Origin of the sequence: Streptomyces sp. PKU-EA00015 (genome assembly GCF_013387495.1) — a bacterium.
Classification (GTDB): Bacteria; Actinomycetota; Actinomycetes; order Streptomycetales; family Streptomycetaceae; genus Streptomyces.
On record NZ_JABZEE010000031.1, the window covers coordinates 49,039 to 72,159 of the forward strand.

The following is a 23,121-nucleotide window of genomic DNA, read 5'->3' on the forward strand; positions in this document are numbered from 1 at the left end:
CAGTAATCGCAGGAGTCGCGGAAAAGGCGTGACCCGGCACCCCGAGATTCCCGTGCATTCGAGAAACACGGACAGTACACGTATCAGTGCGGTGAGGTGATCAGCGTGCGCAGGAAAAGCAGATCGACTTCTTCGAGCGACTGAACGACGATTCGGCCCGCGGCGGGCGCGATCGGCGCCACCGACGGCACCGCGACGACCCGGCACCCGGCCGCTTCGGCGGCGGCCACCCCGGTCGCCGTGTCCTCGACGACCGCGCATCTCAAGGGGTCGGCGCCCAGCCCCTGGGCGGCCAGCAGGTACGGGTCGGGATGCGGCTTGGTCCGCGGCACCTCGTCCCCCGCGACGGACAGGGCGAAGTACTGGGGGCCGAGGGAGGCCATGATGCGGTCGATGATGCGGCGGTGGGAGGCGGAGACCAGCGCCGTGGGCACGTTGTGCGCGGCCAGCTCGGCGAGCAGCCGCTCCGCACCCGGCATCAGGGGCACACCGCGTCCGATCCGGTCCTCGAACTTGTCGTTGAGCAGCACGGTCAGCTCGGCCAGGCTGATGTCCGCGCCCGTTGCCTCGATCAGGTAGCCGGCGCTGCGGGTCATGGGACCGCCGACGACGACGTCCCGCCATGTCTCGTCCAGCTGGTGCCCGAGGTCCGCGAAGACCTCCACCTCGGCGTCCCACCAGAACCCCTCGGTGTCGACCAGGGTGCCGTCCATGTCGAGGAAGACGGCCTGGAGCGCCGCCCCATCGGCCGAACGGGTCAGGGACGCGGGGACCGTGCTGGTCATAGGCACACCTCCGGAAGGGACGAGAAGGCCGGCCACCTCACCCTGCGGCTTTCCCGCAAGGTCTGGTGACCGGCCTGCACTGGACCGACCAGTGTACGACTCGTCCGATCAGCGTGCGTTGAAATACTTTGCCTCGGGGTGGTGAATCACGATCGCGTCCGTGGACTGCTCCGGATGGAGCTGGAACTCCTCGGACAGCTGCACGCCGATCCGCTCGGGCTGCAGCAGCTCCGCGATCTTGGCGCGGTCCTCCAGATCGGGGCAGGCGCCGTAGCCCAGCGAGAACCGGGCGCCGCGGTACTTGAGCGCGAACATGTCCTCGACGTCCGCCGGGTCCTCGCCGCCGAAACCGAGCTCGGCGCGGACGCGCGCGTGCCAGTACTCGGCGAGGGCCTCCGCCAGCTGGACGGACAGCCCGTGCAGTTCGAGGTAGTCGCGGTAGGAGTCGGCCTCGAAGAGCTTCGCGGTCTCCTCACCGATCCTGGACCCGACGGTGACCACCTGGAGGCCGACGACATCGGTCTCGCCGGACTCCTCGGGACGGAAGAAGTCCGCCAGGCACAGCCTGCGGCCACGGCGCTGGCGCGGGAAGGAGAAGCGCGTGCGCTCGGAGCCGTCCTCGTTCAGGAGGATCAGGTCGTCGCCCTTGGACACGCAGGGGAAGTAGCCGTAGACGACGGCCGCCTCCAGCATGTTCTGCGTGTGCAGCTGGTCCAGCCAGCCGCGCAGGCGCGGCCGGCCCTCGCTCTCCACCAGTTCCTCGTACGACGGTCCGTCACCGGTGCGGGACTGCTTGAGCCCCCACTGGCCCTTGAAGAGGGCGCCCTCGTCGAGCCAGGACGCGTACTCCTTGAGCGGGATGCCCTTGACGACACGCGTACCCCAGAAGGGCGGCTCCGGTACCCGGTTGTCCGTGGCCACGTCGGAGCGGACCGCGCCCTCGGCCGGGGCCGCCTCCTCCACCACGGCGGAGGCGGCGGCGCGCACCCGGCGCTGCTTGAGCTCGGGCAGGACGGCGCCGGGCACTCCGCGCTTGACCGCGATGAGGGCGTCCATCAGGCGCAGGCCCTCGAAGGCGTCGCGCGCGTAACGGACCTCCCCCTCGTAGATCTCGTGGAGGTCCTGCTCGACGTAGGCGCGGGTGAGGGCGGCGCCGCCGAGGATGACGGGGTAGTCGGCGGCCAGCTTGCGCTGGTTGAGCTCCTCCAGGTTCTCCTTCATGATCACCGTGGACTTGACGAGCAGGCCGGACATGCCGATGACGTCGGCCTTGTGCTCCTTCGCCGCGTCCAGGATCGCGGCGACGGGCTGCTTGATGCCCAGGTTGACCACGTTGTAGCCGTTGTTGGACAGGATGATGTCGACGAGGTTCTTGCCGATGTCGTGCACGTCGCCGCGGACGGTGGCCAGGACGATGGTGCCCTTGCCCTCGTCGTCCGTCTTCTCCATGTGCGGTTCCAGGTAGGCGACCGCGGTCTTCATCACCTCCGCCGACTGGAGCACGAACGGCAGCTGCATCTGGCCCGAGCCGAACAGCTCGCCGACGACCTTCATGCCGTCGAGCAGCGTGTCGTTGACGATGTCCAGGGCGGGCCGGTCCCGCAGCGCCTCGTCGAGGTCCGCCTCGAGGCCGTTCTTCTCGCCGTCGATGATGCGCCGCTTGAGGCGCTCCTCCAGCGGCAGGGCGAGCAGCTCCTCCGTCTTGCCGGCCTTCATCGACTTGGTGTTGACGCCCTCGAACAGCGCCATCAGCTTCTGCAGCGGGTCGTAGCCCTCGGCGCGCCGGTCGTAGATCAGGTCGAGCGCCGTGCTGACCTGCTCCTCGTCGAAGCGGGCGATCGGCAGGATCTTGGAGGCGTGGACGATCGCCGAGTCCAGGCCCGCCTTCACGCACTCGTCGAGGAAGACGGAGTTGAGCAGGATACGGGCGGCCGGGTTGAGGCCGAAGGAGATGTTCGACAGACCGAGGGTGGTCTGCACGTCCGGGTGACGCCTCTTCAGCTCACGGATCGCCTCGATGGTGTTGACGCCGTCCTTGCGGGACTCCTCCTGTCCCGTACAGATCGTGAACGTCAGCGTGTCGATGAGGATGTCCGACTCGTGGATGCCCCAGTTGCCGGTGAGGTCGTCGATGAGCCGCTCCGCGACCGCCACCTTGTGCTCGACGCTGCGGGCCTGGCCCTCCTCGTCGATCGTCAGCGCGATCAGCGCGGCACCGTGCTCCTGGGCCAGGCGCGTGACCTTCGCGAAGCGGGACTCGGGGCCGTCGCCGTCCTCGTAGTTCACCGAGTTGATGACGGCGCGGCCGCCCAGCTTCTCCAGGCCGGCGCGGATGACGTCGACCTCGGTCGAGTCCAGCACGATCGGCAGCGTCGACGCGGTGGCGAACCGGCCGGCCAGCTCCTCCATGTCCGCCACGCCGTCCCGGCCGACGTAGTCGACGCACAGGTCGAGCATGTGGGCGCCCTCGCGGATCTGGTCGCGGGCCATCTCCACACAGTCGTCCCAGCGGCCCTCCAGCATGGCCTCGCGGAACTTCTTCGAGCCGTTGGCGTTCGTCCGCTCACCGATCGCCATGTAGGCGGTGTCCTGCCGGAACGGCACCGTCTGGTACAGCGACGCGGCACCCGGCTCCGGGCGCGGCTCGCGGACCGTCGGCCGGATGCCGCGCACCCGCTCGACGACCTGGCGCAGGTGCTCCGGCGTCGTACCGCAGCAGCCGCCGACGAGAGAGAGGCCGTACTCGCGGACGAACGTCTCCTGCGCGTCGGCGAGCTCCGGCGCCGTCAGCGGGTAGTGGGCGCCGTCCTTGCCGAGGACCGGGAGCCCGGCGTTCGGCATGCAGGACAGCGGGACGCGGGAGTGGCGGGCGAGATACCGCAGGTGCTCGCTCATCTCGGCCGGGCCGGTGGCGCAGTTCAGACCGATCATGTCGATGCCCAGCGGCTCCAGCGCGGTCAGGGCCGCGCCGATCTCCGAGCCGAGCAGCATCGTGCCGGTCGTCTCGACCGTCACGGAGCAGATGACGGGCAGGCTGGAGCCGGTCGCGTCCAGCGCGCGGCGGGCGCCGAGGATGGCGGCCTTCGTCTGGAGCAGGTCCTGGGTCGTCTCGACGAGCAGTGCGTCGGCGCCGCCGGCGATCATGCCCTCGGCGTTCTGCTGATAGGCGTCGCGCAGGGCCGTGTACGGGGCGTGGCCCAGCGTCGGAAGCTTGGTGCCCGGGCCCATGGAACCCAGCACCCAGCGCTGCTGCCCGGTCGAGGCCGTGAACTCGTCGGCGACCTCTCGGGCGAGGCGGGCGCCTGCCTCGGACAGTTCGAAGACGCGCTCGGGGATGTCGTACTCGCCGAGCGCCGCGAGGTTCGCGCCGAACGTGTTGGTCTCGACACAGTCGACGCCGACCTCGAAGTAGGCCTCGTGGACGGAACGGACGATGTCGGGACGCGTGACGTTCAGGACCTCGTTGCAGCCCTCGAGGTTCTCGAAGTCCTCGAGGGTCGGGTCCTGGGCCTGGAGCATCGTGCCCATGGCGCCGTCGGCCACCACCACCCGGGTGGCGAGCGCTTCGCGCAGTGCGTCGATTCGGGTCCGGCTGTCAGCGGAAGGGGTCGGCGACGAGGCCATGGAATGTGCTCCCTGGGATGCGACGGCTGTCGGCTTTGCGTCTTCCGGTGGAAGGCGCACGCAGCCAGAGTAGCCGTGCGCCTCCTTCCCGCGGGGAGGTGTCCCACGAGACGGACGGAACGGCGCCGTGCGGGTTTCCGTGGGTAGCTCGGCCGGGGGATACTCACTCCGCGATGACCAAGGTCGGCATGGGCCGATAGTGTTCAGCATTGTCGAACAACTACCAAGCTCGTCGAACCGCAGTGAGAAGGGCCGATCCGATGGCGAAGAACATTCAGTCCCTGGAGCGTGCGGCCGCGATGCTGCGGCTGCTCGCCGGCGGAGAACGCCGGCTGGGACTGTCGGACATCGCCTCCTCACTGGACCTGGCCAAGGGTACGGCCCACGGCATTCTGCGCACCCTCCAGGCCGAGGGTTTCGTCGAACAGGACGCCGCGTCCGGCCGCTACCAGCTCGGGGCCGAGCTCCTGCGGCTCGGCAACAGCTATCTGGACGTGCACGAACTGCGCGCCCGCGCCCTGGTCTGGACAGATGACCTCGCGCGCTCCAGCGGCGAGAGCGTGCATCTCGGCGTCCTGCACCAGCACGGCGTGCTCATCGTCCACCACGTCTTCCGGCCGGACGACAGCCGGCAGGTCCTCGAAGTGGGGGCCATGCAGCCGCTGCACTCCACGGCCCTGGGCAAGGTGCTGGCGGCGTACGACCCCGTGGCGCACAGCGAGTCGCTCGAGGTCGACCGCAAGGCGTTCACCCCGCGGACCGTGACCGGGCTCGACGAGTTCGAGATCGTGCTGGACCACACCAGGGCGCGCGGCTGGGCGGCCGACGTGGAGGAGACGTGGGAGGGCGTGGCAGCCGTCGCCGCCCCCATCCACGACCGGCGGCGCATGCCCGTGGGCGCCGTGGCCATCACGGGCGCCGTGGAGCGCGTCTGCAACGGCACCAGGGAGCTGCGGTCCGAGCTGGTGGCGGCGGTGCGCGAGTGCGCGCGCGCCGTCTCCAGGGACCTCGGCGCCGGGCGGTTCTGATCGCCTCGGCGCCTCATCGGTAACGATCCGGTTTTCGCCCGACACAACTCTTGACGTCGTGTTTACCAGGGGGCAAAACTGCCGTTCACCGGTCGGCAATGCCGAACACTAAACGGCAATACACGCTAGAGTGTGGCAACGCCAGCCGGGAGAACGCCCTCTGCTGAGGGCGCGGACCACCGGAGGGACCCGGGGTTCGCCTTCCCCTGGACGAAGGACAAAGGAGTCGCGGGTGTCCAACTCCGACATCTTCATCGGCGAGATCATCGGTACCGCCGTTCTCATCCTGCTCGGCGGCGGCGTCGTCGCCGCTGTCGTACTCAAGCGCTCGAAGGCGCAGAACGCCGGCTGGCTGGCCATCACCTTCGGGTGGGGCTTCGCGGTCCTGACGGCGGTCTACATGACCGGAGCCCTTTCCGGGGCCCACCTCAACCCGGCCGTCACCGTCGGCATCGCGATCAAGGACAACGACTGGGGCAACGTCCCCGTCTACCTCGCCGGGCAGCTGCTCGGCGCCATGATCGGCGCGGCGCTGGTCTGGATCGCCTACTACGGACAGTTCCACGCCCATCTCACCGACCCCGAGATCGTGGGCGACCCGGCCGACAAGGCGATCGAGGGCCCGCACGCGGAGGGCAGCGGCAAGGCCGGCCCGGTGCTCGGCGTCTTCTCCACCGGCCCGGAGATCCGCAAGGTCTGGCAGAACCTCGCCACCGAGATCATCGGCACGACAGTGCTGGTCCTCGCGGTGCTCACGCAGGGTCTGAACGACAGCGGCAAGGGCCTCGGCCCGCTCGGCGGACTGATCGTCGCCCTCGTTGTCGTCGGCATCGGCCTCTCCCTCGGCGGCCCCACCGGCTACGCCATCAACCCTGCCCGTGACCTGGGTCCGCGCATCGTGCACGCCCTGCTCCCGCTCCCGAACAAGGGCGGCTCCGACTGGAGCTACGCCTGGATCCCCGTCGTCGGTCCGCTGATCGGTGCGGCCGCCGGTGCGGGTATCTACAACATCGCGTTCGCCTGAGCCGTATCAGCAGCACGAGCCGTATTCATGACAGACCTGAGCAGGAGCACCCCGTGACCGACGCACACACCACCGGGCCGTTCATCGCGGCCATCGACCAGGGCACCACCTCCAGCCGCTGCATCGTCTTCGACAAGGACGGCCGGATCGTCTCCGTCGACCAGAAGGAGCACGAGCAGATCTTCCCGAAGCCGGGCTGGGTGGAGCACGACGCCGCCGAGATCTGGACCAACGTCCAAGAGGTCGTCGCCGGAGCCATCGAGAAGGCCGGCATCACCTCCGCCGACGTCAAGGCCATCGGCATCACCAACCAGCGCGAGACGACGCTGCTGTGGGACAAGAACACCGGTGAGCCCGTCCACAACGCCATCGTCTGGCAGGACACCCGCACCGACGCGCTCTGCAAGGAGCTCGGCCGCAATGTGGGCCAGGACCGCTTCCGCCGCGAGACGGGCCTGCCGCTCGCCTCGTACTTCGCCGGCCCCAAGGCGCGCTGGCTACTCGACAACGTCGAGGGCCTGCGCGAGCGCGCCGAGCGCGGCGAGATCCTCTTCGGCACCATGGACTCCTGGGTCATCTGGAACCTGACCGGCGGAGTCGACGGCGGAGTCCACGTCACCGACGTCACCAACGCCTCCCGCACCATGCTGATGAACCTGCACACCATGGAGTGGGACGACAAGATCCTCCAGTCCATGGAGGTGCCGGCGGCGATCCTGCCGGAGATCCGTTCCTCCGCCGAGGTGTACGGGCTGGCCAAGGGCGGCGCGCTGGACGGCATCCCGGTGGCCTCGGCGCTCGGCGACCAGCAGGCGGCCCTGTTCGGCCAGACCTGCTACTCGAAGGGCGAGGCCAAGTCCACCTACGGCACCGGCACCTTCATGCTGATGAACACCGGTGACGAGCCCGTCAACTCCTACAACGGCCTGCTGACCACCGTCGGCTACCGCATCGGCGACGAGAAGGCGGTGTACGCGCTCGAGGGCTCGATCGCCGTCACCGGTTCGCTGGTGCAGTGGATGCGCGACCAGATGGGCCTGATCAACTCGGCCGCCGAGATCGAGACCCTCGCCTCCTCGGTCGAGGACAACGGCGGCGCCTACTTCGTCCCGGCCTTCTCCGGCCTCTTCGCCCCGTACTGGCGCTCCGACGCCCGCGGTGTGATCGCCGGACTGACCCGGTACGTCACCAAGGCGCACATCGCGCGCGCCGTTCTCGAGGCCACCGCCTGGCAGACCCGCGAGATCACCGACGCCATGACGAAGGACTCCGGCGTCGAACTGACCGCGCTCAAGGTCGACGGCGGCATGACCTCCAACAACCTGCTGATGCAGACGCTCTCGGACTTCCTGGACGCGCCGGTCGTGCGTCCGATGGTCGCCGAGACCACCTGCCTCGGCGCCGCCTACGCCGCCGGCCTGGCCGTCGGCTTCTGGCCGGACACCGACGCGCTGCGCGCCAACTGGCGCCGGGCCGCCGAGTGGACCCCGAGCATGGACGCTGACCAGCGTGATGCCGAGTACAAGAACTGGCTCAAGGCCGTGGAGCGGACCATGGGCTGGCTCGACGAGGAAAACTGACGAGGAGCAATGATGACCACCCTGCAGAGCGTCCCCGACCACGGGACGCACCCGGCCTCCGGCTCGACGGTGTCCTCCTTCAAGGCCACGAGCCGCGCCGAGACCCGGGAGCAGCTCTCCACGGCGACGTACGACCTCCTGGTGATCGGCGGCGGCATCCTGGGCATCTCCACCGCCTGGCATGCTGCGCAGTCCGGGCTGCGGGTGGCCCTGGTGGACGCCGGCGACTTCGCCGGCGCCACCTCCTCCGCCTCCTCCAAGCTCCTCCACGGCGGTCTGCGCTACCTGCAGACCGGCGCGGTGAAGCTGGTCGCGGAGAACCACTTCGAGCGGCGTGCCGTCTCCCGCCAGGTGGCGCCGCACCTGGCCAACCCGCTCACCTTCTACCTGCCGGTCTACAAGGGCGGCCCGCACGGTGCCGCGAAGCTCGGCGCGGGCGTCTTCGCCTACTCCGCGCTCTCCGCCTTCGGCGACGGCGTCGGTCACCTGCTCAGCCCGGCGAAGGCCGCGGCCGACGTGCCCGAGCTGCGCACCGACAACCTGAAGGCCGTCGCGGTCTACGGCGACGACCAGATGAACGACGCGCGCATGGCCCTGATGACCGTCCGCGCGACCGTCGAGGCCGGTGCGACCGTCCTCAACCACGCCGAGGTCACCGGCCTGCGCTTCACCCGCGGTCGGGTCACCGGCGCCGAGCTCAAGGACCGCACCGACGGCACCGAGTTCGGTGTCGACGCCCGCCTGGTGCTCAACGCCACCGGTCCGTGGGTGGACCACCTGCGCCGCATGGAGGACCCGGAGGCGGCTCCCTCCATCCGCCTGTCGAAGGGCGCGCACCTCGTCCTCAAGCGCACCTCCCCCTGGAAGGCCGCGCTCGCGACCCCGATCGACAAGTACCGCATCACGTTCGCCCTGCCGTGGGAGGACATGCTGCTGCTCGGTACGACGGACGAGGAGTACGAGGGCGACCCGGGGGACGTCGCGGTCAACGAGAAGGACATCACGCAGATCCTGGACGAGGCCGCGTTCTCGATCCGCGACCAGCAGCTGTCGCGCGATCTGATCACGTACTCCTTCGCGGGTCTGCGCGTCCTGCCCGGCGGCCCCGGCGACACGTCCAAGGCCAAGCGGGAGACCGTCGTCACCGAGGGCCGCGGCGGCATGCTGTCGGTGGCCGGCGGCAAGTGGACCACCTTCCGCCACATCGGCCGCACCGTGATGCACAAGCTGGCGACGCTCCCGGGCCGACCGCTCGCGGAGGACATGGAGCCGATCGCCCAGCTGCCGAAGAAGCTGCCGCTGCCGGGCATCGCCAACCCGAACGCGGTGGCGCACCGCCTCCTCGTCGACGGCGGCACGCCGGGCCCGCGCATGGCGGCCGACACCGCCCGCCACCTCGCGACCCACTACGGCTCCCTGTCGTTCGACATAGCCCGTCTGGCGAGCGAGGACCCGGCGCTGGCCGAGCGCGTCCACCCCGACGCGCCGGAGATCTGGGCGCAGGTCGTGTACGCGCGTGACCACGAGTGGGCCGAGACGGCGGACGACGTGCTGCGCCGCCGTACGACCCTGACGATCCGGGGTCTCGCGACGGACGAGATCCGCGGGAAGGTCGAGGACCTGCTCGGCAAGAAGTAGCAACCGGTACGAGAGGGGCGGCACACCGCGGGGGTGCCGCCCCTCTCGTCATGCGTTGAGCTCCTCCAGCGTCCTGCCCTTCGTCTCGACGGCGAGCAGGGCGACGACGGCGCCCACCGCCGCCACCGCCGCGAACTGCGCGAAGACCATGGCCAGACTGCCGCCCGCGCCGAGGATCGCGCCCAGGGCGACCGGCCCGAGGATGACGCCGAGCCGGTTGCACAGGCCGCCGAACGCGGCGCCCTTGGCACGGTTGCGCGTCGGGTAGAGCTCGGGCGAGTACAGGTAGAGCCCGGAGTTGACCGTGTAGAGGAAGAAGGTCGTGCCGGAGGCGAGGAGGGCGACCTGGAGGCCGGAGGTCGCACCGGCCAGAGCCAGCATGCCGAGGGTGACCGCGGTGCCGCCGAGTGCGGTCACGAGGGCGGGTCTGCGGCCCACCCGGTCGATCACCAGCGCGACGACGAACGTGCCGAGCAGTCCGGTGACGTTGCCGAGCAGGGTGTAGCCGAGCGCGGTGCTCAGGTCGAGGCCGAAGTTCTTGGTGTAGAGGGACGGCAGCCAGGTGGAGATGCCGTGGTTGACGTAGTAGGCGACGAACCAGAGCGCGGAGACGACCGCCGTACGGCGCAGGTAGCGGCCCGAGAACAGTTCCCGCAGCCGGCCCCGCGACGTGTCCTCCTCCGACCGCACGGACGGCGCCGGGGCGGGCAGTGGCTTGCGCGTGGCCTCGGCGACCTCCGCCTCGATGCGCGCGATGACCTGCTCGGCCTCCTGCGTACGGCCGCGGGCCAGCAGCCATCGCGGGGACTCTGCCACGTGGCGCGGGAGCAGGGCGGCGAACAGGACGGGTACGGCGCCGATGACGAACATCGCCCGCCAGCCGAGAGTGGGGACCACCCACACGGCGACGAGACTGGCCGCCGCCAGGCCGGCCGGGAAGATCATCTCGTAGAGGAGCACCAGGCGGCCGCGGTTGTCGGACCGTGCGATCTCGTTGATGTAGGTGGCGGCGACGGGGACGACGCCGCCGATACCGATGCCCTGGACGAGGCGGAAGAGGGAGAAGGCCTCGATCCCGTCGGAGAGCGCCACGGCGAGCGAGGCGAGCCCCGTCACGGCGACGCCGAGGGCGACCGTGCGCACGCGGCCGATACGGTCGCCGAGCCAGCCGGCCGCGAGAGCGCCGAAGAGCATGCCGATCGACGCCGCCGTCAGGGCGAGGGTGGCCCCTGCTGTCGTCAGGTTCCACTCCTTCCTGAGGACGGGGAGCGCGGAGGCGGCCAGCAGCTGGTCGAACGCCTCGAAGAAGGTGACGGCACCGATCAGGAAACGCACCTTGACGTGCCAGCGGGAGTGAGGAAGCCGCTCGAGTCGCGCGGCTATCGAGTAATGGACAGGCGGGTTGGCCACAGTCGTCATGAGGGTTCCTCCCGCGGACGGGGATCTGCGGAAACGGGCAGACAGCAGACTGCGTCAACTTACGCCACCGTCCCCGGGGACGTGGCGCACGCGAGGAAGGCCGTGACCGCGGGCGGCCGCAGGCGGCATAATCATCGATACATCGGATGTATGGAGGTCGCCCGTGGCTGTCACCGACGAGGCCATCGAGAAGATCAAGGGGATGATCGTCTCCGGCGCACTGCGCCCGGGCGACCGGCTCCCCAAGGAGAGCGAACTGGCCGCGGAGCTGGGCCTGTCGCGGAACTCGCTGCGGGAGGCGGTGCGGGCGCTGTCCCTGATCCGCATCCTGGATGTGCGGCAGGGCGACGGCACGTATGTGACGAGCCTGGACCCGCAGTTGCTCCTGGAGGCGCTGAGCTTCGTCGTCGACTTCCACCGGGACGACACGGTGCTGGAGTTCCTGGCGGTACGCAGGATCCTGGAACCGGCGGCCACGGCGATGGCGGCGACGCGGATCAGCGAGGCCGAACTGGCGTCGCTCGGCGAGCAGTTGGATGCGCTGGGGGCACAGCCGTCGGTGGAGGAACTGGTCGCGGCGGACCTGGAGTTCCACCGCGGCATCGTGCAGTCCTCGGGGAACTCGGTGCTGTGCTCCCTGCTCGACGGCCTCTCCGGCCCGACGACCCGGGCCCGCATCTGGCGCGGCCTGACCCAGGAGGACGCGGTGAGCCGCACGCTCCACGAACACCGCGCAATCCTGGCGGCCCTGCGGGACCGCGACGCGGAGGCGGCGCGGTCGTGGGCGACGGTGCATGTGGCGAGCGTGGAGCAGTGGCTGCGGTCTACTCTGTGACGGTTCCCCATCCCGCCGGCCTGGCGGCCGTGGGAGGTACCCCCATCCCGAGCCGGGGCTCTGCCCCGGCCACCGTGGCCCTGCGCCCGGGCGGGCGCGGCTCGCGGGGCTGAGCCCCGCGCCCGTACCGCGCTTCGCGCGGTGTCCCGGAACTCCCCCTACGGCCTGGCGGCCGTGCGGGCGCCCCCGGACGGGCTGAAATCGCCACTGTGCGGCAACCCGGCCGTCGGCGGACACTTCGGGCCCCGAGCTCGGGCCGAGCCCCGAAGGGGACGGCCGGCACAGGCAGCCCCGCCCGCGTCTCAGGCCGGAGCTCGGGGCTGGAACGCGACGAGTACCTCCGGCACAGACGGCCCCGGTCCATGCAGGACTTGAACGCCTCGGAGCGGTCGCGGCCGTTGATCGAGGACAGGTCGCCCTGGAACTCGACGACCTTGCCCTTCCCCTTCAGCTGCTCGCCGAGGTACTCGCAGGCCTTCTCGCCGTACGCCCTGTTGTCCGCGCGCCCAGCCGGGCGACGTGGTGTACGCCGGGTAGCCGCGCTCGCGCAGCCGCGCGGCGCGTTCGGACCTGCCCGGCTCGGCGGCGCGCAGGATGGCGAGCGCCTCGTCGCGGGTGAGGACGTCGGTCAGGTAGCGGAAGTCGACCAGGCCGACGAGTTCCCCGGGCGTCATGGAGGCGAGGAACTCCCATACGGGGAGCCCGGCGCGGGTGGCGGCGAAGTCCCAGGCGGCGTTGACGACCACGCCGGCCGCCATGTGCATCACGCCCTTCTCGGGTCCGAGCCAGCGCAGTTGGGAGTCGTGGGTGAGGTCGGTGTGCAGCGCGGCGAGTCCGGCGGCGGTGAAGGGTGCGGGGCGGCCGACCACATGGGGCCGCAGCGCCTCCATGGCGGCCGCGACGACTTCATTGCCGCGTCCGATGGTGAAGCAGAATCCGTGGCCTTCGCCTCCGTCGCCGAGGCGCAGCACGACGTAGGCCGCGGAGTAGTCGGGGTCCGGGTTCATGGCGTCGGAGCCGTCGAGCTGTTCCGAGGTGGGGAAGCGGACGTCATGGAGCTCGAACTCCGTGACGGTCTGACTCAACACGCACCCCCGGTGAGCGGAACATCGGATCTCTCTGGGGGACATCCGATGTATAGCTGCCACCTAGACGCGTCAGTCCAGGGCCGGGACGGAAAATCCCCTCACAGCTCGGATGAATGAGCGTCTCATCGTCCCCGGGCCCCGACATCTGCCCGGCTCCGGGAAGTTCACCCGGGCGTGCAAGGGGGCTGCGGCGGGGCACCCGGTAAGCCGTAAGGTTGGGACGTAATAAAGGGAACTTCGGAAGGAGGCCTGGGTGATCGAGCTCGAGGGAGTACCCGAGCTGATCGACCCGGTCATGGTGGCCGCGTTCGAAGGCTGGAACGACGCCGGCGACGCCGCCTCCACAGCGGTCGCTCACCTGGACCGGGAATGGAAGGGCGAGGTGTTCGCGGCGCTCGACGCCGAGGACTACTACGACTTCCAGGTCAACCGGCCCACGGTGTGGCTGGACGGCGGTGTACGGAAGATCACCTGGCCCACCACCCGGCTCTCCGTGGTGCGCGTCGGCGGTGACAAGCCGCGCGACCTGGTCCTGGTTCGCGGCATCGAGCCGTCCATGCGCTGGCGTTCGTTCTGCAACGAGATCCTGGGCTTCGCCCACGAGCTGGGCGTCGAGATGGTCGTGATCCTGGGGGCGCTGCTCGGCGACACCCCGCACACGCGGCCGGTGCCGGTCAGCGGCATCACCTCCGACCCGGATCTCGCGCGGACGATGGACCTGGAGGAGACGCGGTACGAGGGGCCGACCGGCATCGTCGGCATCCTCCAGGAGGCGTGCACCCACGCGGGGGTCCCCGCGGTGAGCCTGTGGGCCGCGGTCCCGCACTACGTGTCCCAGCCGCCCAACCCCAAGGCCACCCTGGCGCTCTTGAACCGCCTGGAGGACCTGATCGGCCTGCGCATCCCGCTCGGCGAACTGCCCGAGGACGCACGGGCCTGGCAGCTGGGCGTGGACCAACTGGCCGCCGAGGACACGGAAGTGGCCGAGTACGTGCAGACACTGGAGGAGGCGCGGGACACCGCCGAGCTGCCCGAGGCGTCCGGCGAGGCCATCGCCCGGGAGTTCGAGCGCTACCTGCGGCGGCGCGACGGCGGGCACGGCGGCCACGCGACCGACGGCGGCGAGGGCAGCTCGTACCTGCGCGACACCTCCAGCGGGCGCACCCGTCCGCCCGCGCCACCCCGGCCCGAACCGGATGCGGCGGAGCCGGGTGACGAACCGGGCGCCGAGCGGGAGCCGGACCGCGAGGACGACGGCGGCGAGGCGACCGGGTCGTCGGAGGACTGAGGGGGTCCGAGGGCCGAGGGACACGACGAGCGGGGTGGTGCCGGAAGCCGGCGCCACCCCGCCGCGCGTACGGCCGCTCCCCGCTGGTCGAGGGCGACCACGTCGCCCTCGGTGTCCTGACGTGCCCTCAGGGCATGCGTCCGGCTCACCGCGCGCCGGTGCTCCCACCGCGCGAAAGGACAACCGCGCGTACCGGGCGGGCGACCGCCCGGCAGCCCGGGTCCGTCCCTAGAGCGCCACGCCCAGCAGAGCGTCGACCGCGCGGGACACCAGCCCCGGAGCGCCCTCGTCCGTGCCGCCCTCGGACTGCTGCAGTGCGGCCCAGCGGTCGACCGCGGCGAGCGCCGCGGGGGCGTCGAGGTCGTTCGCGAGCGCCTCGCGGATCTCCTCCACCAGGCTGTCCGCGGACGGGCCGTCGGGCCGGGAGACGGCCGCGCGCCAGCGCCCGAGCCGCTCGACCGCGTCGCTCAGCACCGTGTCCGTCCACTCCCAGTCGGCCCGGTAGTGGTGCGACAGCAGGGAGAGGCGGATCGCGGCGGGGTCCACGCCGTCACGGCGCAGCCTGGAGACGAAGACCAGGTTGCCCTTGGACTTGGACATCTTCTCGCCGTCGAGGGCGACCATGCCCGCATGCACGTACGCCTTGGCGAAGGGGTGCTCGCCGGTGAGCGCCTGGGCGTGCGACGCGCCCATCTCGTGGTGCGGGAAGGCCAGGTCGGAGCCGCCGCCCTGCACGTCGAACCCCATGCCGAGGTGATCGAGGGCGATGGCGACGCACTCGATGTGCCAGCCCGGCCGGCCGCGGCCGAGGCTGGCGCCGTCCCAGCTGGGCTCGCCCTCACGAGCGGCCATCCACAGCATCGGGTCGAGGGGGTTCTTCTTGCCGGGGCGCTCCGGGTCGCCGCCGCGCTCCGCCGACAGCAGCCGCATCGCCTCGGCGTCGAGCCGGGAGACCTCGCCGAAGTGCGGGTCCGCCTCCACGGAGAAGTAGACGTCGCCCTCGAGTTCGTACGCGGCGCCCGCGTCCCGGAGCCGTTCCACGAGGGGAACGATGCCCGGTATCGCCTCGACGGCGCCGATGTAGTGCTGCGGGGGCAGCATCCTCAGGGCGGTCATGTCCTCCCGGAACAGGGCCGTTTCGCGCTCGGCGAGTTCGGTCCAGTCATGCCCGTCGCGGATCGCGCGCTCGAGCAGCGGATCGTCCACGTCCGTCACGTTCTGGACGTAGTGAACCTGCCGCTTGGTGTCGAGCCACACGCGCTGCACGAGGTCGAACGCGTTGTAGGTCGCCGCGTGACCCATGTGGGTCGCGTCGTACGGCGTGATGCCGCAGACGTAGATACGGGCGACGGGACCGGGGTCGAGGGTCACCAGACCGTCGGTCGCGGTGTCGTGGATCCGGAGGTCGCGGCCCTTGCCGGGCAGGGCGGGGACCTCAGAAGCGGGCCAGGCATGCATGCCTCGAGCCTAACCGGACGCATGTTCCGCATACGAACCGGATCACTGCTCTTGGCCGGTGGGGCACTCTTGCGATCGGCCGGGAACTGTGCTTGAGCGACCCGCTACACCGGCGGCCAGGGAATCGCAGGCCACTCGCCCGACGGGACGGGATGGGCCCCCGAGGCCAGCAGCGCCGCCACACGGGCCCGTACGGCGGCGACCTCGGCGGCGGTGAGCAATTCGGCCAGACGGGTGGCGAGCGGCGCCCCGTCCGTGAGCGCGGCTGCCACCGACGTGAGCGTCTCGGTCGCCTCGGCGGACAGCGGCTCCCCCGCCCAGCCCCACAGCAGCGTGCGCAGCTTGTCCTCGGTGTTGAACGTCACCCCGTGGTCGATCGCGTACAGGGCCCCGTCGACCGTGGGCAGCAGGTGGCCGCCCTTGCGGTCACCGTTGTTGATCACCGCGTCGAGCACGGCCAGGCGACGCAGCCGCTCGTCGTCGGCGTGGACGAGCAGGGCCGTGCGCCCCTCGCCGACGTCGGCGAAGCCGACCGCCTTCCAGCCCTCGCCCGGCTCCTCGTCCTCGACGAGCGCGAGCAGCGCGGCCTCCGGGTCGGCCTCGATCCACAGCTGGACCATGCCCTGCCCGTAGGGGCCGTCCCGCAGCACGGTGGGCGGCACGAGACCCCAGCCGGTGGCTTCCGAGAGCTCGTACGCCGCCACCTCGCGCTGGGCGAGCGTGCCGTCGGGGAAGTCCCACAGCGGACGCTCGCCGGCGATCGGCTTGTAGACGCAGTGGGCCTCGTCGCCCTCGTGGGCCACGGAGCAGTAGAGCACCGCGTTGGACGCCTCACGGAGCCGTCCGCGCACGGTGATCTCGCCCTTCGCCAGGAGGGTGAGCACGTCGACCGTGCTCACGCGCCCCGTCGGTATCCGTTCTGGCGCGGGCATACGTGTCCTTCCGGATCGAGCGGCAGGCTGCACAGCGGGCACGGCGGCCGGCCGGCGTTCACCACATCCAGCGCACGCTTGGCGAACGCCCTGGCCTGGGCGCCGGTGAGCCGGACGCGCAGCATCGGGGGGCCGTTCTCCTCGTCCTGCAGCAGCCGCTCCTCGGCCTCCGCGAGGTCCTCCTCGGAGTCCGCGTCGAGTTCGACGAGCGCCTGCGCCTCGACGATCATGCGCTGTTCCTCGCCGTCCCACGCCAGCGCCATCGTGCCGACGCGGAACTCCTCCTCGACCGGATTGTCGAGCGGCGCGGTGTCGGCGACGTCCGCGGGGGCCATGGCCGGCACGGGCGCGTTGCCCCCGGTGCGGCGCACCACCTCGTCCAGGAGCTCGTCGATCCGCTCGGCGAGCGCGGCGACCTGGGTCTTCTCCAGAGCGACGCTGGTGACGCGCCCTGCGGCGGAAGCCTGCAGGAAGAACGTACGGCGTCCAGGCAACCCGACCGTGCCGGCCACGAAACGGTCCGGCGGGTCGTAGAGGAACACCTGACGGGACACGTCCTGTCTCCCTTGGGATCGGTCTTCGGATCGGTCTTTCGGCCCGTCCACCCTACTGCGCGACGCGATCACGGTGCGCCCGCGCCGCCTCCGACGACGGCACGCCCGCTCTCCTCGCTCCTCTCCTCCTCGCCGCTCACGCGCGGCACGAGCGAGTTGAAGTCCCCTGTGTCGCCGAGGCGCAGCAGGAAGGGGCGGGTGCGGGTGTAGCGGATCGCGGTGACCGAGCAGGGCTCTACGTGGATGCGCTGGAAGAGATCGAGATGCATGCCGAGGGCGTCGGCGACCAGGGACTTGATGATGTCCCCGTGCGAGCACATCGCATAGACGGCGCCGTCGCCGTGCTCCTGCTCGACCCGCGCGTTCCAGTCGCGGACGGCGTCGACGGCGCGGGCCTGCATGGCGCGCATCGACTCGCCGCCGGGGAAGGCGGCGGCGGACGGATGCTGCTGCACGACCTCCATCAGCGGCTCGTCGGCGAGTTCGCCGAGTTTGCGTCCCGACCAGTCGCCGTAGTCGCACTCGCCGATCCGCCCGTCGGTCTCCACGGTCAGCCCGGGCCGCGCGTCGAGCAGCGGCTGCAGGGTCTCGCGGCAGCGCTCCAGCGGGCTGGAGACGACGGCGGCGAGGGGTACGCCGGCGAGGCGGGCAGGCAGGCCGGCGGCCTGGGCGGCGCCGCGTTCGTCGAGGTGGACGCCGGGCGTCCGGCCGGCGAGCACACCGGCGGTGTTGGCGGTGGAACGTCCGTGCCGTACGAGGATGAGCGTGGCCATGGCCGCAAGCCTACGGCGGTCCCTCCCGCACGCCGGGGTGTGCCGGATGATCGGGCAGGAGGCATCCCCTGAGCGTGACGAAGCCCCCTGCCGATGGTGCTTGCCGGCAAGGGCTCCTGTCCGCCGGCACCCTCGTCGTCCTGGGGGCGCCGTGTCGGCCCCGGTGCCGTGGGTATCCGGCTTCCGCATGATTCAAGGACGGGCCGCCGGACAGAATCGTCTCCGGAGAAGTGAGACTGTGACGCAACCTCGGCCTCCTCCTGTGCGGCCGTCGACCTGGAGAAAATGCTCGGATGATCGTAGATTGCGCCATCTACCGCGACGGACGCCGCACCGAGGGCCCGTCGGACTTCTCCGACGCCCTGGACGAGGCGCGGGCCACGGGGGACGCCTTCTTGTGGATCGGCCTGCATGAACCGACGGAGAAGGAGTTCGACCATGTCTCCGAGGAGTTCGGCCTGCACCCGCTGGCGGTGGAGGACGCGCTCAAGGCGCATCAGCGGCCGAAGCTGGAGGTGTACGACGACTCGCTGTTCGTGGTGCTGAAGCCGGTGGTCTACGAGCCCGAGAGCGATGCGGTCAGCACCGGCGAACTGATGGTCTTCATAGGGGACTCGTTCGTGGTGACGGTCCGCCACGGCGAGGGCGCCCCGCTGCGCGCCGTGCGCGAACGGCTGGAGGCCGAGCCAACGGTGCTGCGGCACGGGCCGACCGCGGTGCTCTACGCGATCAGCGACGCGGTCGTCGACCACTACATAGACGTGGCGGCCGAGTTGCAACTGGACCTGGAGGAAATGGAGGCGGAGGTCTTCGCCCCGGGCGGCAAGGACGCCAGGAACACGGCGGCGCGGATCTACACCTTCAAGCGCCAGGTGCTGGAGTTCCGCCGGGCGGCGGGGCCGCTGGCGGCGCCGATGACGCGGCTCGCGGGGGCCGGCGTGCCGTTCGTCGACGAGCACTCGCAGCCGTTCTTCCGGGATGTCAGCGACCATCTGACCCGGGCGAACGAGCAGGTGGAGGGGCTGGACCGGCTGCTGTCGGACATCCTTTCCGCCCACCTCGCGCAGATGGGCGTGCGGCAGAACGACGACATGCGCAAGATCTCGGCCTGGGCCGCGATGGCCGCGGTCCCGACGATGGTCGCCGGCGTCTACGGGATGAACTTCGCCCACATGCCGGAGCTGCACTGGGTGTGGGCGTATCCGGCGGTCCTGCTGCTGATGGCGGGCGCGGTCGTCGGCCTGCACCGGCTGTTCAAGCACCGGGGCTGGCTGTAGGTCCGGCGTCGGGGCCGGTCAGACGGCAGGCGCGGGGGTGGGCGGCCCGTCGAGCGCTCCGCGCCGCTCCGGCATCGCGAGGGAGACCATGTGCCGCCAGCCGGCGAGCCGCTCGTACGCGTACGTCCCGTGGATGCCCGCCTCGAGCGCCGCCGACTTGGCCTTGGGCCAGTGCAGCAGTCGGCCCATGTGGCCCATCACGGCCAGGCTGACGTCGCGGTAGACCGCGATCTCGTTGAGCGAGCTCTCCCGCAGCACCTGCTGGATCCTGCGGCCGTGCCCGGCCGCGGCGAGGCGGAGCAACTCCTCGTGGCAGTAGGCCAGATGGCTGTTCTCGTCCGCGGAGATCATCGTGACGGCCCTGCCGACCTCCGGGTGGTCACCGAAGTACTTGACGAGCATGACCATCTGGTCGGCGGCGCGCTGCTCGGTGACCCGGCTGTGCGCGAGGTAGACGACGATGTCCTCTTCGGTGAGCGGCTCGTCGCGGCGCAGTTTGTCGTGTGCGAGCCCGATGCCCCGCTTCTCGAGCAGCATCGTGTAGTGGGTCTCGGGCGGTACGGGGACGGGGTCCAGCCCCCGCTTCCTGAGCAGCGCGTTGAAGATGCGGCCGTGCTTGTCCTCGTCCGCGCCATGGCGGGTGATCTTCGCTGCGAGATGGTGCATGCTCTTGGGGAGCAGGGCCGCGATGCGCGCGTTCTCCCAGCCGCCCTGCGTCTCGCCGCTGGCCGCGATGGAGCAGAACAACTGGTAGGTGTCGTCGCTGTCGACGATCTCCTGGAAAATGCTTCGGGCCGAGAGCATCTCTGCCACCTCCGTGAAGGCATCCGCAGAGAACGAGTCAAATGCGGGCCGCCGAACGCGGCAACAGGTGGCAGGACCGACTCGTCCGAACGGACGATGGCACGCGGCGCCGCGGCAGTAACCGCCGCGCCGGTCGCGCGTTGTACCGCGTGACGGCCGTGGCGGGGAAGACCCCCGAGCCCCCACCACGGCCGCAGACTCCTCGTCAGGCGACGCCGGCGAGTTCCAGGGCCTCAGTGCCTGCGCGCAGCGCGGCGATGCGCTCGTCGAGCGTGAAACCGGCCGGAGAGAGGGTCAGCGTGGTGACCCCGGCGGCGGCGTAGGCCGTCATCCGGTCGGCGATCCGCTCCACGGAACCGAGCAGCGCCGTCTGGTCGATCAGCTGGTGCGGCACCGCCGCGGCCGCGCCCGCCTTGTCGCCGGACAGGTACTTGTCCTGGATCTCGGCGGCCTCCTTCTCGTATCCCATGCGCTGCGCGAGCTGGTTGTAGAAGTTCTGCTTCCGGCTGCCCATGCCGCCGACGTACAGCGCGGTGTACGGGCGGAACATGTCGGCGAGACCGGTGACGTCGTCACCGACGGCGAGCGGCAGGGTGGGGCAGACGTCGAAGCCGTCCATCGTCTTGCCGGCCTTCTCCCGGCCCGCGCGCAGGTACTTGACGGCGGTCTCCTCCAGGTGGTCGGCGGAGGGGAAGATCAGCAGGGCGCCGTCGGCGATCTCGCCGGTCTGCTCCAGGTTCTTCGGGCCGATCGCGGCGATGTAGAGGGGGATGTGCTCGCGCTGCGGGTGGACGGTGAGCTTGATCGGCTTGCCCGGACCGCCGGGGAGCGGGAGCGTCCAGTGCTCGCCCTCGTACGTCAGACGCTCGCGGGTCATCGCCTTGCGGACGATCTCGACGTACTCGCGGGTGCGGGAGAGCGGCTTGTCGAACTTGACCCCGTACCAGCCCTCCGACACCTGGGGGCCCGAGACGCCGAGGCCGAGGCGGAAGCGGCCGCCTGAGAGCGAGTCGAGGGTGGCGGCGGTCATCGCCGTCATGGCGGGCTGGCGGGCCGGGATCTGGAGGATCGCGGAGCCGACGTCGATGCGCTCGGTCTGGGCGGCGACCCAGCTGAGCACGGTGGGCGCGTCGGAGCCGTACGCCTCCGCGGCCCAGCAGACGTCGTAGCCGAGCCTGTCGGCCTCCTGCGCGACGGCGAGGTTGTCGCCGTCCATCCCCGCACCCCAGTAACCGAGGTTGATGCCGAGCCGCATAACCGCTCCCTCTTACTGATCAGTAACGTCCCTGTTCCGGGGACTCTAGCGCGGCCGCCGGGGATACGGCAGGGGGAGGTTGTCCACAGGCTCTCTCGGCGTCGGCCCCTGGCCAGTAATCTCAGCGCCCATGGAACAGAGGCATCTCGGCCGCACCGGCCTGCGCGTGTCCCGAATCGGACTCGGCACCCTCGCCTGGGGCCGGGACACCGACGAGCACGATGCCGCCGACCTGTTGAAGGCCTTCTGGGAGGCGGGCGGGACGCTCGTCGACACGGCCGACGTCTACGGCGGCGGGGATGCCGAGTATCTGCTGGGCCGGATCGTGGAGCGGCTCGTGCCGCGCCGGGACCTGGTCATAGCGACGAAGGCGGGCAGCGTGCCCGATCCGGACCGGCGCTTCGACGGGTCGCGCGGGCATCTGCTCGCCGCGCTCGACGCGTCGCTGGAGCGGCTCGGGACGGATTACGTGGACCTGTGGCAGATCCACGCATTCGACCCCGTCACACCCCTGGACGAGACGCTCCAGGCTCTGGACATCGCCGTCGCGAGCGGCCGGGCGCTGTACGCGGGGGTCTCGAATTTCTGCGGCTGGCAGCTGGCGAAGGCCGCGACCTGGCAGATGGCGGCACCGGGGGTGCGGACGCGGCTGGCGAGCACGCAGATGGAGTACTCGCTGCTGCAGCGAGGGGTGGAGCGGGAGGTGCTGCCCGCCGCGCTGGACCTGGGCGTGGGGCTGCTGCCGTCGTCGCCGCTGGGCCGCGGTGTGCTGACCGGCAAGTACCGGACGGCCACGCCCGCCGACTCGCGTGGGGCGTCGGAGCACATGGCGCCCTTCGTGGAGCCGTATCTCGACGAGGCGGCGAGCCGGATCGTGGACGCGGTGGCGACGGCGGCGGACGGTCTGGCGGCGACGCCGCTGCAGGTGGCGCTGGCGTGGGTGCGGGACCGGCCCGGCGTGGTGGCCCCGATCGTGGGTGCGCGCAACGCGCAGCAGCTCACGGCGGCGTTGTCGGTGGAGGCGCTTAGTCTTCCTGACGAGATCTGCCAGGCGCTGGACGACGTGTCGGCGCCCGTGCACCGCTATCCCGACCAGGACTGGAGCACGCTGTGACCGCGCCCACCCCGGGGCGACCCCCCGGCCCCACCCCCGCCGCACCCGCCACGGCGGCCCCGCAGCCCCCTGCTCCGGCGGCCACAGGGGCGCAGCCCCAGGGTGGCTCGGCCGACGCGGGCCCGCAGGCCGCCGGCCCGGCGGACGGGTCCGATGTCCGCGGTCGCGCGGCCGGTCCGGGCCCGGCGGACGGCGGCCACGGCACCGGTGCCTCAGCCGCCGAAGACGACGCCCCTGGCCCGGCGGAGGGGTCGGCCGCGGGCGCGGCACCCGCCACGGGCGGCGACGGGGCCGATGCTTCGGACCCGGCGGGCGGCGGTCACGACGTGAGCGACGCAGCCGCCGGCACCGGCGCCGAAGAGGACGACGTTCGCCAGTCCGCGAGCAAGCCGGGCACAGCGACGGCCGGCGGGGACGACGGCTCGAGCCCCGCGGACGGCGGCCACGGCACCGGTGCCTCAGCCGCCGAAGACGACGCCCCTGGCCCGGCGGAGGGGTCGGCCGCGGGCGCGGCACCCGCCACGGGCGGCGACGCCGATGGGCCCGAGGCCGCGCCCCCGGCAGGCGACGCCGCCGAGGGCAAGGACGAGGTCGAGGCGGAGATTGCCGCGCAGCGGGAAATGCGGGCGCGGATCGAGAAGCGGA

The 23,121-nt window shown here is 71.1% G+C and carries 17 protein-coding genes and 3 pseudogenes; 9 read left to right on the forward strand and 11 right to left on the reverse strand.

Translation table 11 applies throughout. The annotated features are described in order from the left end of the window. Positions 1-83: 83 nt before the first annotated feature. Both HW130_RS20055 and metH read right to left on the reverse strand, forming a co-directional pair. The gene (locus tag HW130_RS20055) at positions 84-785 is read right to left on the reverse strand and encodes an HAD family phosphatase (RefSeq protein WP_177151022.1); all 702 of its coding nucleotides are present in this window, start codon (positions 783-785) and stop codon (positions 84-86) included. A gap of 108 nt (positions 786-893) precedes the next feature. Next, positions 894-4,409, reverse strand: a complete 3,516-nt coding sequence (metH, locus tag HW130_RS20060) for a methionine synthase (protein WP_177151023.1) — start codon at positions 4,407-4,409, stop codon at positions 894-896. A 260-nt stretch (positions 4,410-4,669) separates the two neighbouring features. Between metH and HW130_RS20065 the strand changes: the two genes are divergently transcribed. The 4 genes from HW130_RS20065 to HW130_RS20080 all read left to right on the forward strand — a co-directional run bounded on the left by HW130_RS20065 (position 4,670) and on the right by HW130_RS20080 (position 9,679). Then, positions 4,670-5,437, forward strand: a complete 768-nt coding sequence (locus HW130_RS20065; RefSeq protein ID WP_177151024.1) for an IclR family transcriptional regulator — start codon at positions 4,670-4,672, stop codon at positions 5,435-5,437. Positions 5,438-5,669: 232 nt separating this feature from the next. Next, positions 5,670-6,461: an MIP/aquaporin family protein gene (locus HW130_RS20070; RefSeq protein WP_177151025.1), complete on the forward strand. Its 792-nt coding sequence runs from the start codon at positions 5,670-5,672 to the stop codon at positions 6,459-6,461. 53 nt (positions 6,462-6,514) lie between these two features. Continuing rightward, complete coding sequence (gene glpK, locus HW130_RS20075; protein ID WP_177151026.1) at positions 6,515-8,041, forward strand: glycerol kinase GlpK; 1,527 nt, start codon at positions 6,515-6,517, stop codon at positions 8,039-8,041. A 12-nt stretch (positions 8,042-8,053) separates the two neighbouring features. Then, positions 8,054-9,679 (forward strand): glycerol-3-phosphate dehydrogenase/oxidase, encoded by a 1,626-nt coding sequence (locus HW130_RS20080; protein ID WP_177151042.1) that lies wholly within the window; start codon positions 8,054-8,056, stop codon positions 9,677-9,679. A 48-nt stretch (positions 9,680-9,727) separates the two neighbouring features. Here the strand turns inward: HW130_RS20080 and HW130_RS20085 are convergent, their stop codons facing one another. After that, on the reverse strand, positions 9,728-11,098 hold the full coding sequence (locus HW130_RS20085; protein ID WP_177151027.1) for an MFS transporter: 1,371 nt from the start codon (positions 11,096-11,098) through the stop codon (positions 9,728-9,730). Between the two features lie 163 nt (positions 11,099-11,261). Between HW130_RS20085 and HW130_RS20090 the strand changes: the two genes are divergently transcribed. Further along, a complete protein-coding gene (locus HW130_RS20090; protein WP_177151028.1) occupies positions 11,262-11,933 on the forward strand; it encodes a FadR/GntR family transcriptional regulator in 672 nt (223 codons plus the stop codon). Positions 11,934-12,288: 355 nt separating this feature from the next. On the opposite strand, the pseudogene HW130_RS36010 reads toward HW130_RS20090, so the two are convergent. Both HW130_RS36010 and HW130_RS20095 read right to left on the reverse strand, forming a co-directional pair. Next, positions 12,289-12,438, reverse strand: a pseudogene (locus HW130_RS36010) (substrate-binding domain-containing protein); the annotation flags it as partial. Position 12,439: 1 nt separating this feature from the next. Further along, positions 12,440-13,018 (reverse strand): annotated as a pseudogene (locus HW130_RS20095) (fuconate dehydratase); the annotation flags it as partial. Between the two features lie 256 nt (positions 13,019-13,274). On the opposite strand from HW130_RS20095, the gene HW130_RS20100 reads away from it, so the two are divergent. Continuing rightward, positions 13,275-14,309, forward strand: coding sequence for a PAC2 family protein (locus HW130_RS20100; protein ID WP_177151029.1), 1,035 nt, complete (start codon positions 13,275-13,277; stop codon positions 14,307-14,309). Positions 14,310-14,537: 228 nt separating this feature from the next. Here the strand turns inward: HW130_RS20100 and mshC are convergent, their stop codons facing one another. The 4 genes from mshC to HW130_RS20120 form a co-directional block, all read right to left on the reverse strand. Beyond that, entirely contained in the window at positions 14,538-15,767 is a 1,230-nt protein-coding gene (gene mshC / locus HW130_RS20105) for a cysteine--1-D-myo-inosityl 2-amino-2-deoxy-alpha-D-glucopyranoside ligase (protein WP_177151030.1), read from the reverse strand. A 104-nt stretch (positions 15,768-15,871) separates the two neighbouring features. After that, positions 15,872-16,699 carry an SCO1664 family protein gene (locus HW130_RS20110; RefSeq protein ID WP_177151031.1) on the reverse strand — a complete coding sequence of 276 codons (828 nt, stop codon included), beginning with the start codon at positions 16,697-16,699 and terminating at the stop codon, positions 15,872-15,874. Continuing rightward, positions 16,663-17,253 carry a DUF3090 domain-containing protein gene (locus HW130_RS20115; RefSeq protein ID WP_177151032.1) on the reverse strand — a complete coding sequence of 197 codons (591 nt, stop codon included), beginning with the start codon at positions 17,251-17,253 and terminating at the stop codon, positions 16,663-16,665. The genes HW130_RS20110 and HW130_RS20115 overlap by 37 nt, the downstream gene beginning before the upstream one ends. Before the next feature lie 68 nt (positions 17,254-17,321). Continuing rightward, positions 17,322-18,026 carry a histidine phosphatase family protein gene (locus HW130_RS20120; protein WP_177151033.1) on the reverse strand — a complete coding sequence of 235 codons (705 nt, stop codon included), beginning with the start codon at positions 18,024-18,026 and terminating at the stop codon, positions 17,322-17,324. Positions 18,027-18,319: 293 nt separating this feature from the next. Here HW130_RS20120 and corA point away from each other — a divergent pair, with 293 nt between their 5' ends. Continuing rightward, positions 18,320-19,303: a magnesium/cobalt transporter CorA gene (corA, locus tag HW130_RS20125; RefSeq protein ID WP_177151034.1), complete on the forward strand. Its 984-nt coding sequence runs from the start codon at positions 18,320-18,322 to the stop codon at positions 19,301-19,303. 18 nt (positions 19,304-19,321) lie between these two features. Here corA and HW130_RS20130 read toward each other — a convergent pair whose 3' ends face one another. Next, positions 19,322-20,107, reverse strand: coding sequence for a ferritin-like domain-containing protein (locus HW130_RS20130; protein ID WP_177151035.1), 786 nt, complete (start codon positions 20,105-20,107; stop codon positions 19,322-19,324). Positions 20,108-20,312: 205 nt separating this feature from the next. Beyond that, positions 20,313-21,362 (reverse strand): LLM class F420-dependent oxidoreductase, encoded by a 1,050-nt coding sequence (locus tag HW130_RS20135; RefSeq protein ID WP_177151036.1) that lies wholly within the window; start codon positions 21,360-21,362, stop codon positions 20,313-20,315. Positions 21,363-21,492: 130 nt separating this feature from the next. Between HW130_RS20135 and HW130_RS20140 the strand changes: the two genes are divergently transcribed. Together HW130_RS20140 and HW130_RS20145 are read left to right on the forward strand one after the other, a co-directional pair. Then, the gene (locus tag HW130_RS20140) at positions 21,493-22,476 is read left to right on the forward strand and encodes an aldo/keto reductase (protein WP_177151037.1); all 984 of its coding nucleotides are present in this window, start codon (positions 21,493-21,495) and stop codon (positions 22,474-22,476) included. A 326-nt stretch (positions 22,477-22,802) separates the two neighbouring features. After that, a pseudogene (locus HW130_RS20145) lies at positions 22,803-23,121 on the forward strand (hypothetical protein); the annotation flags it as partial.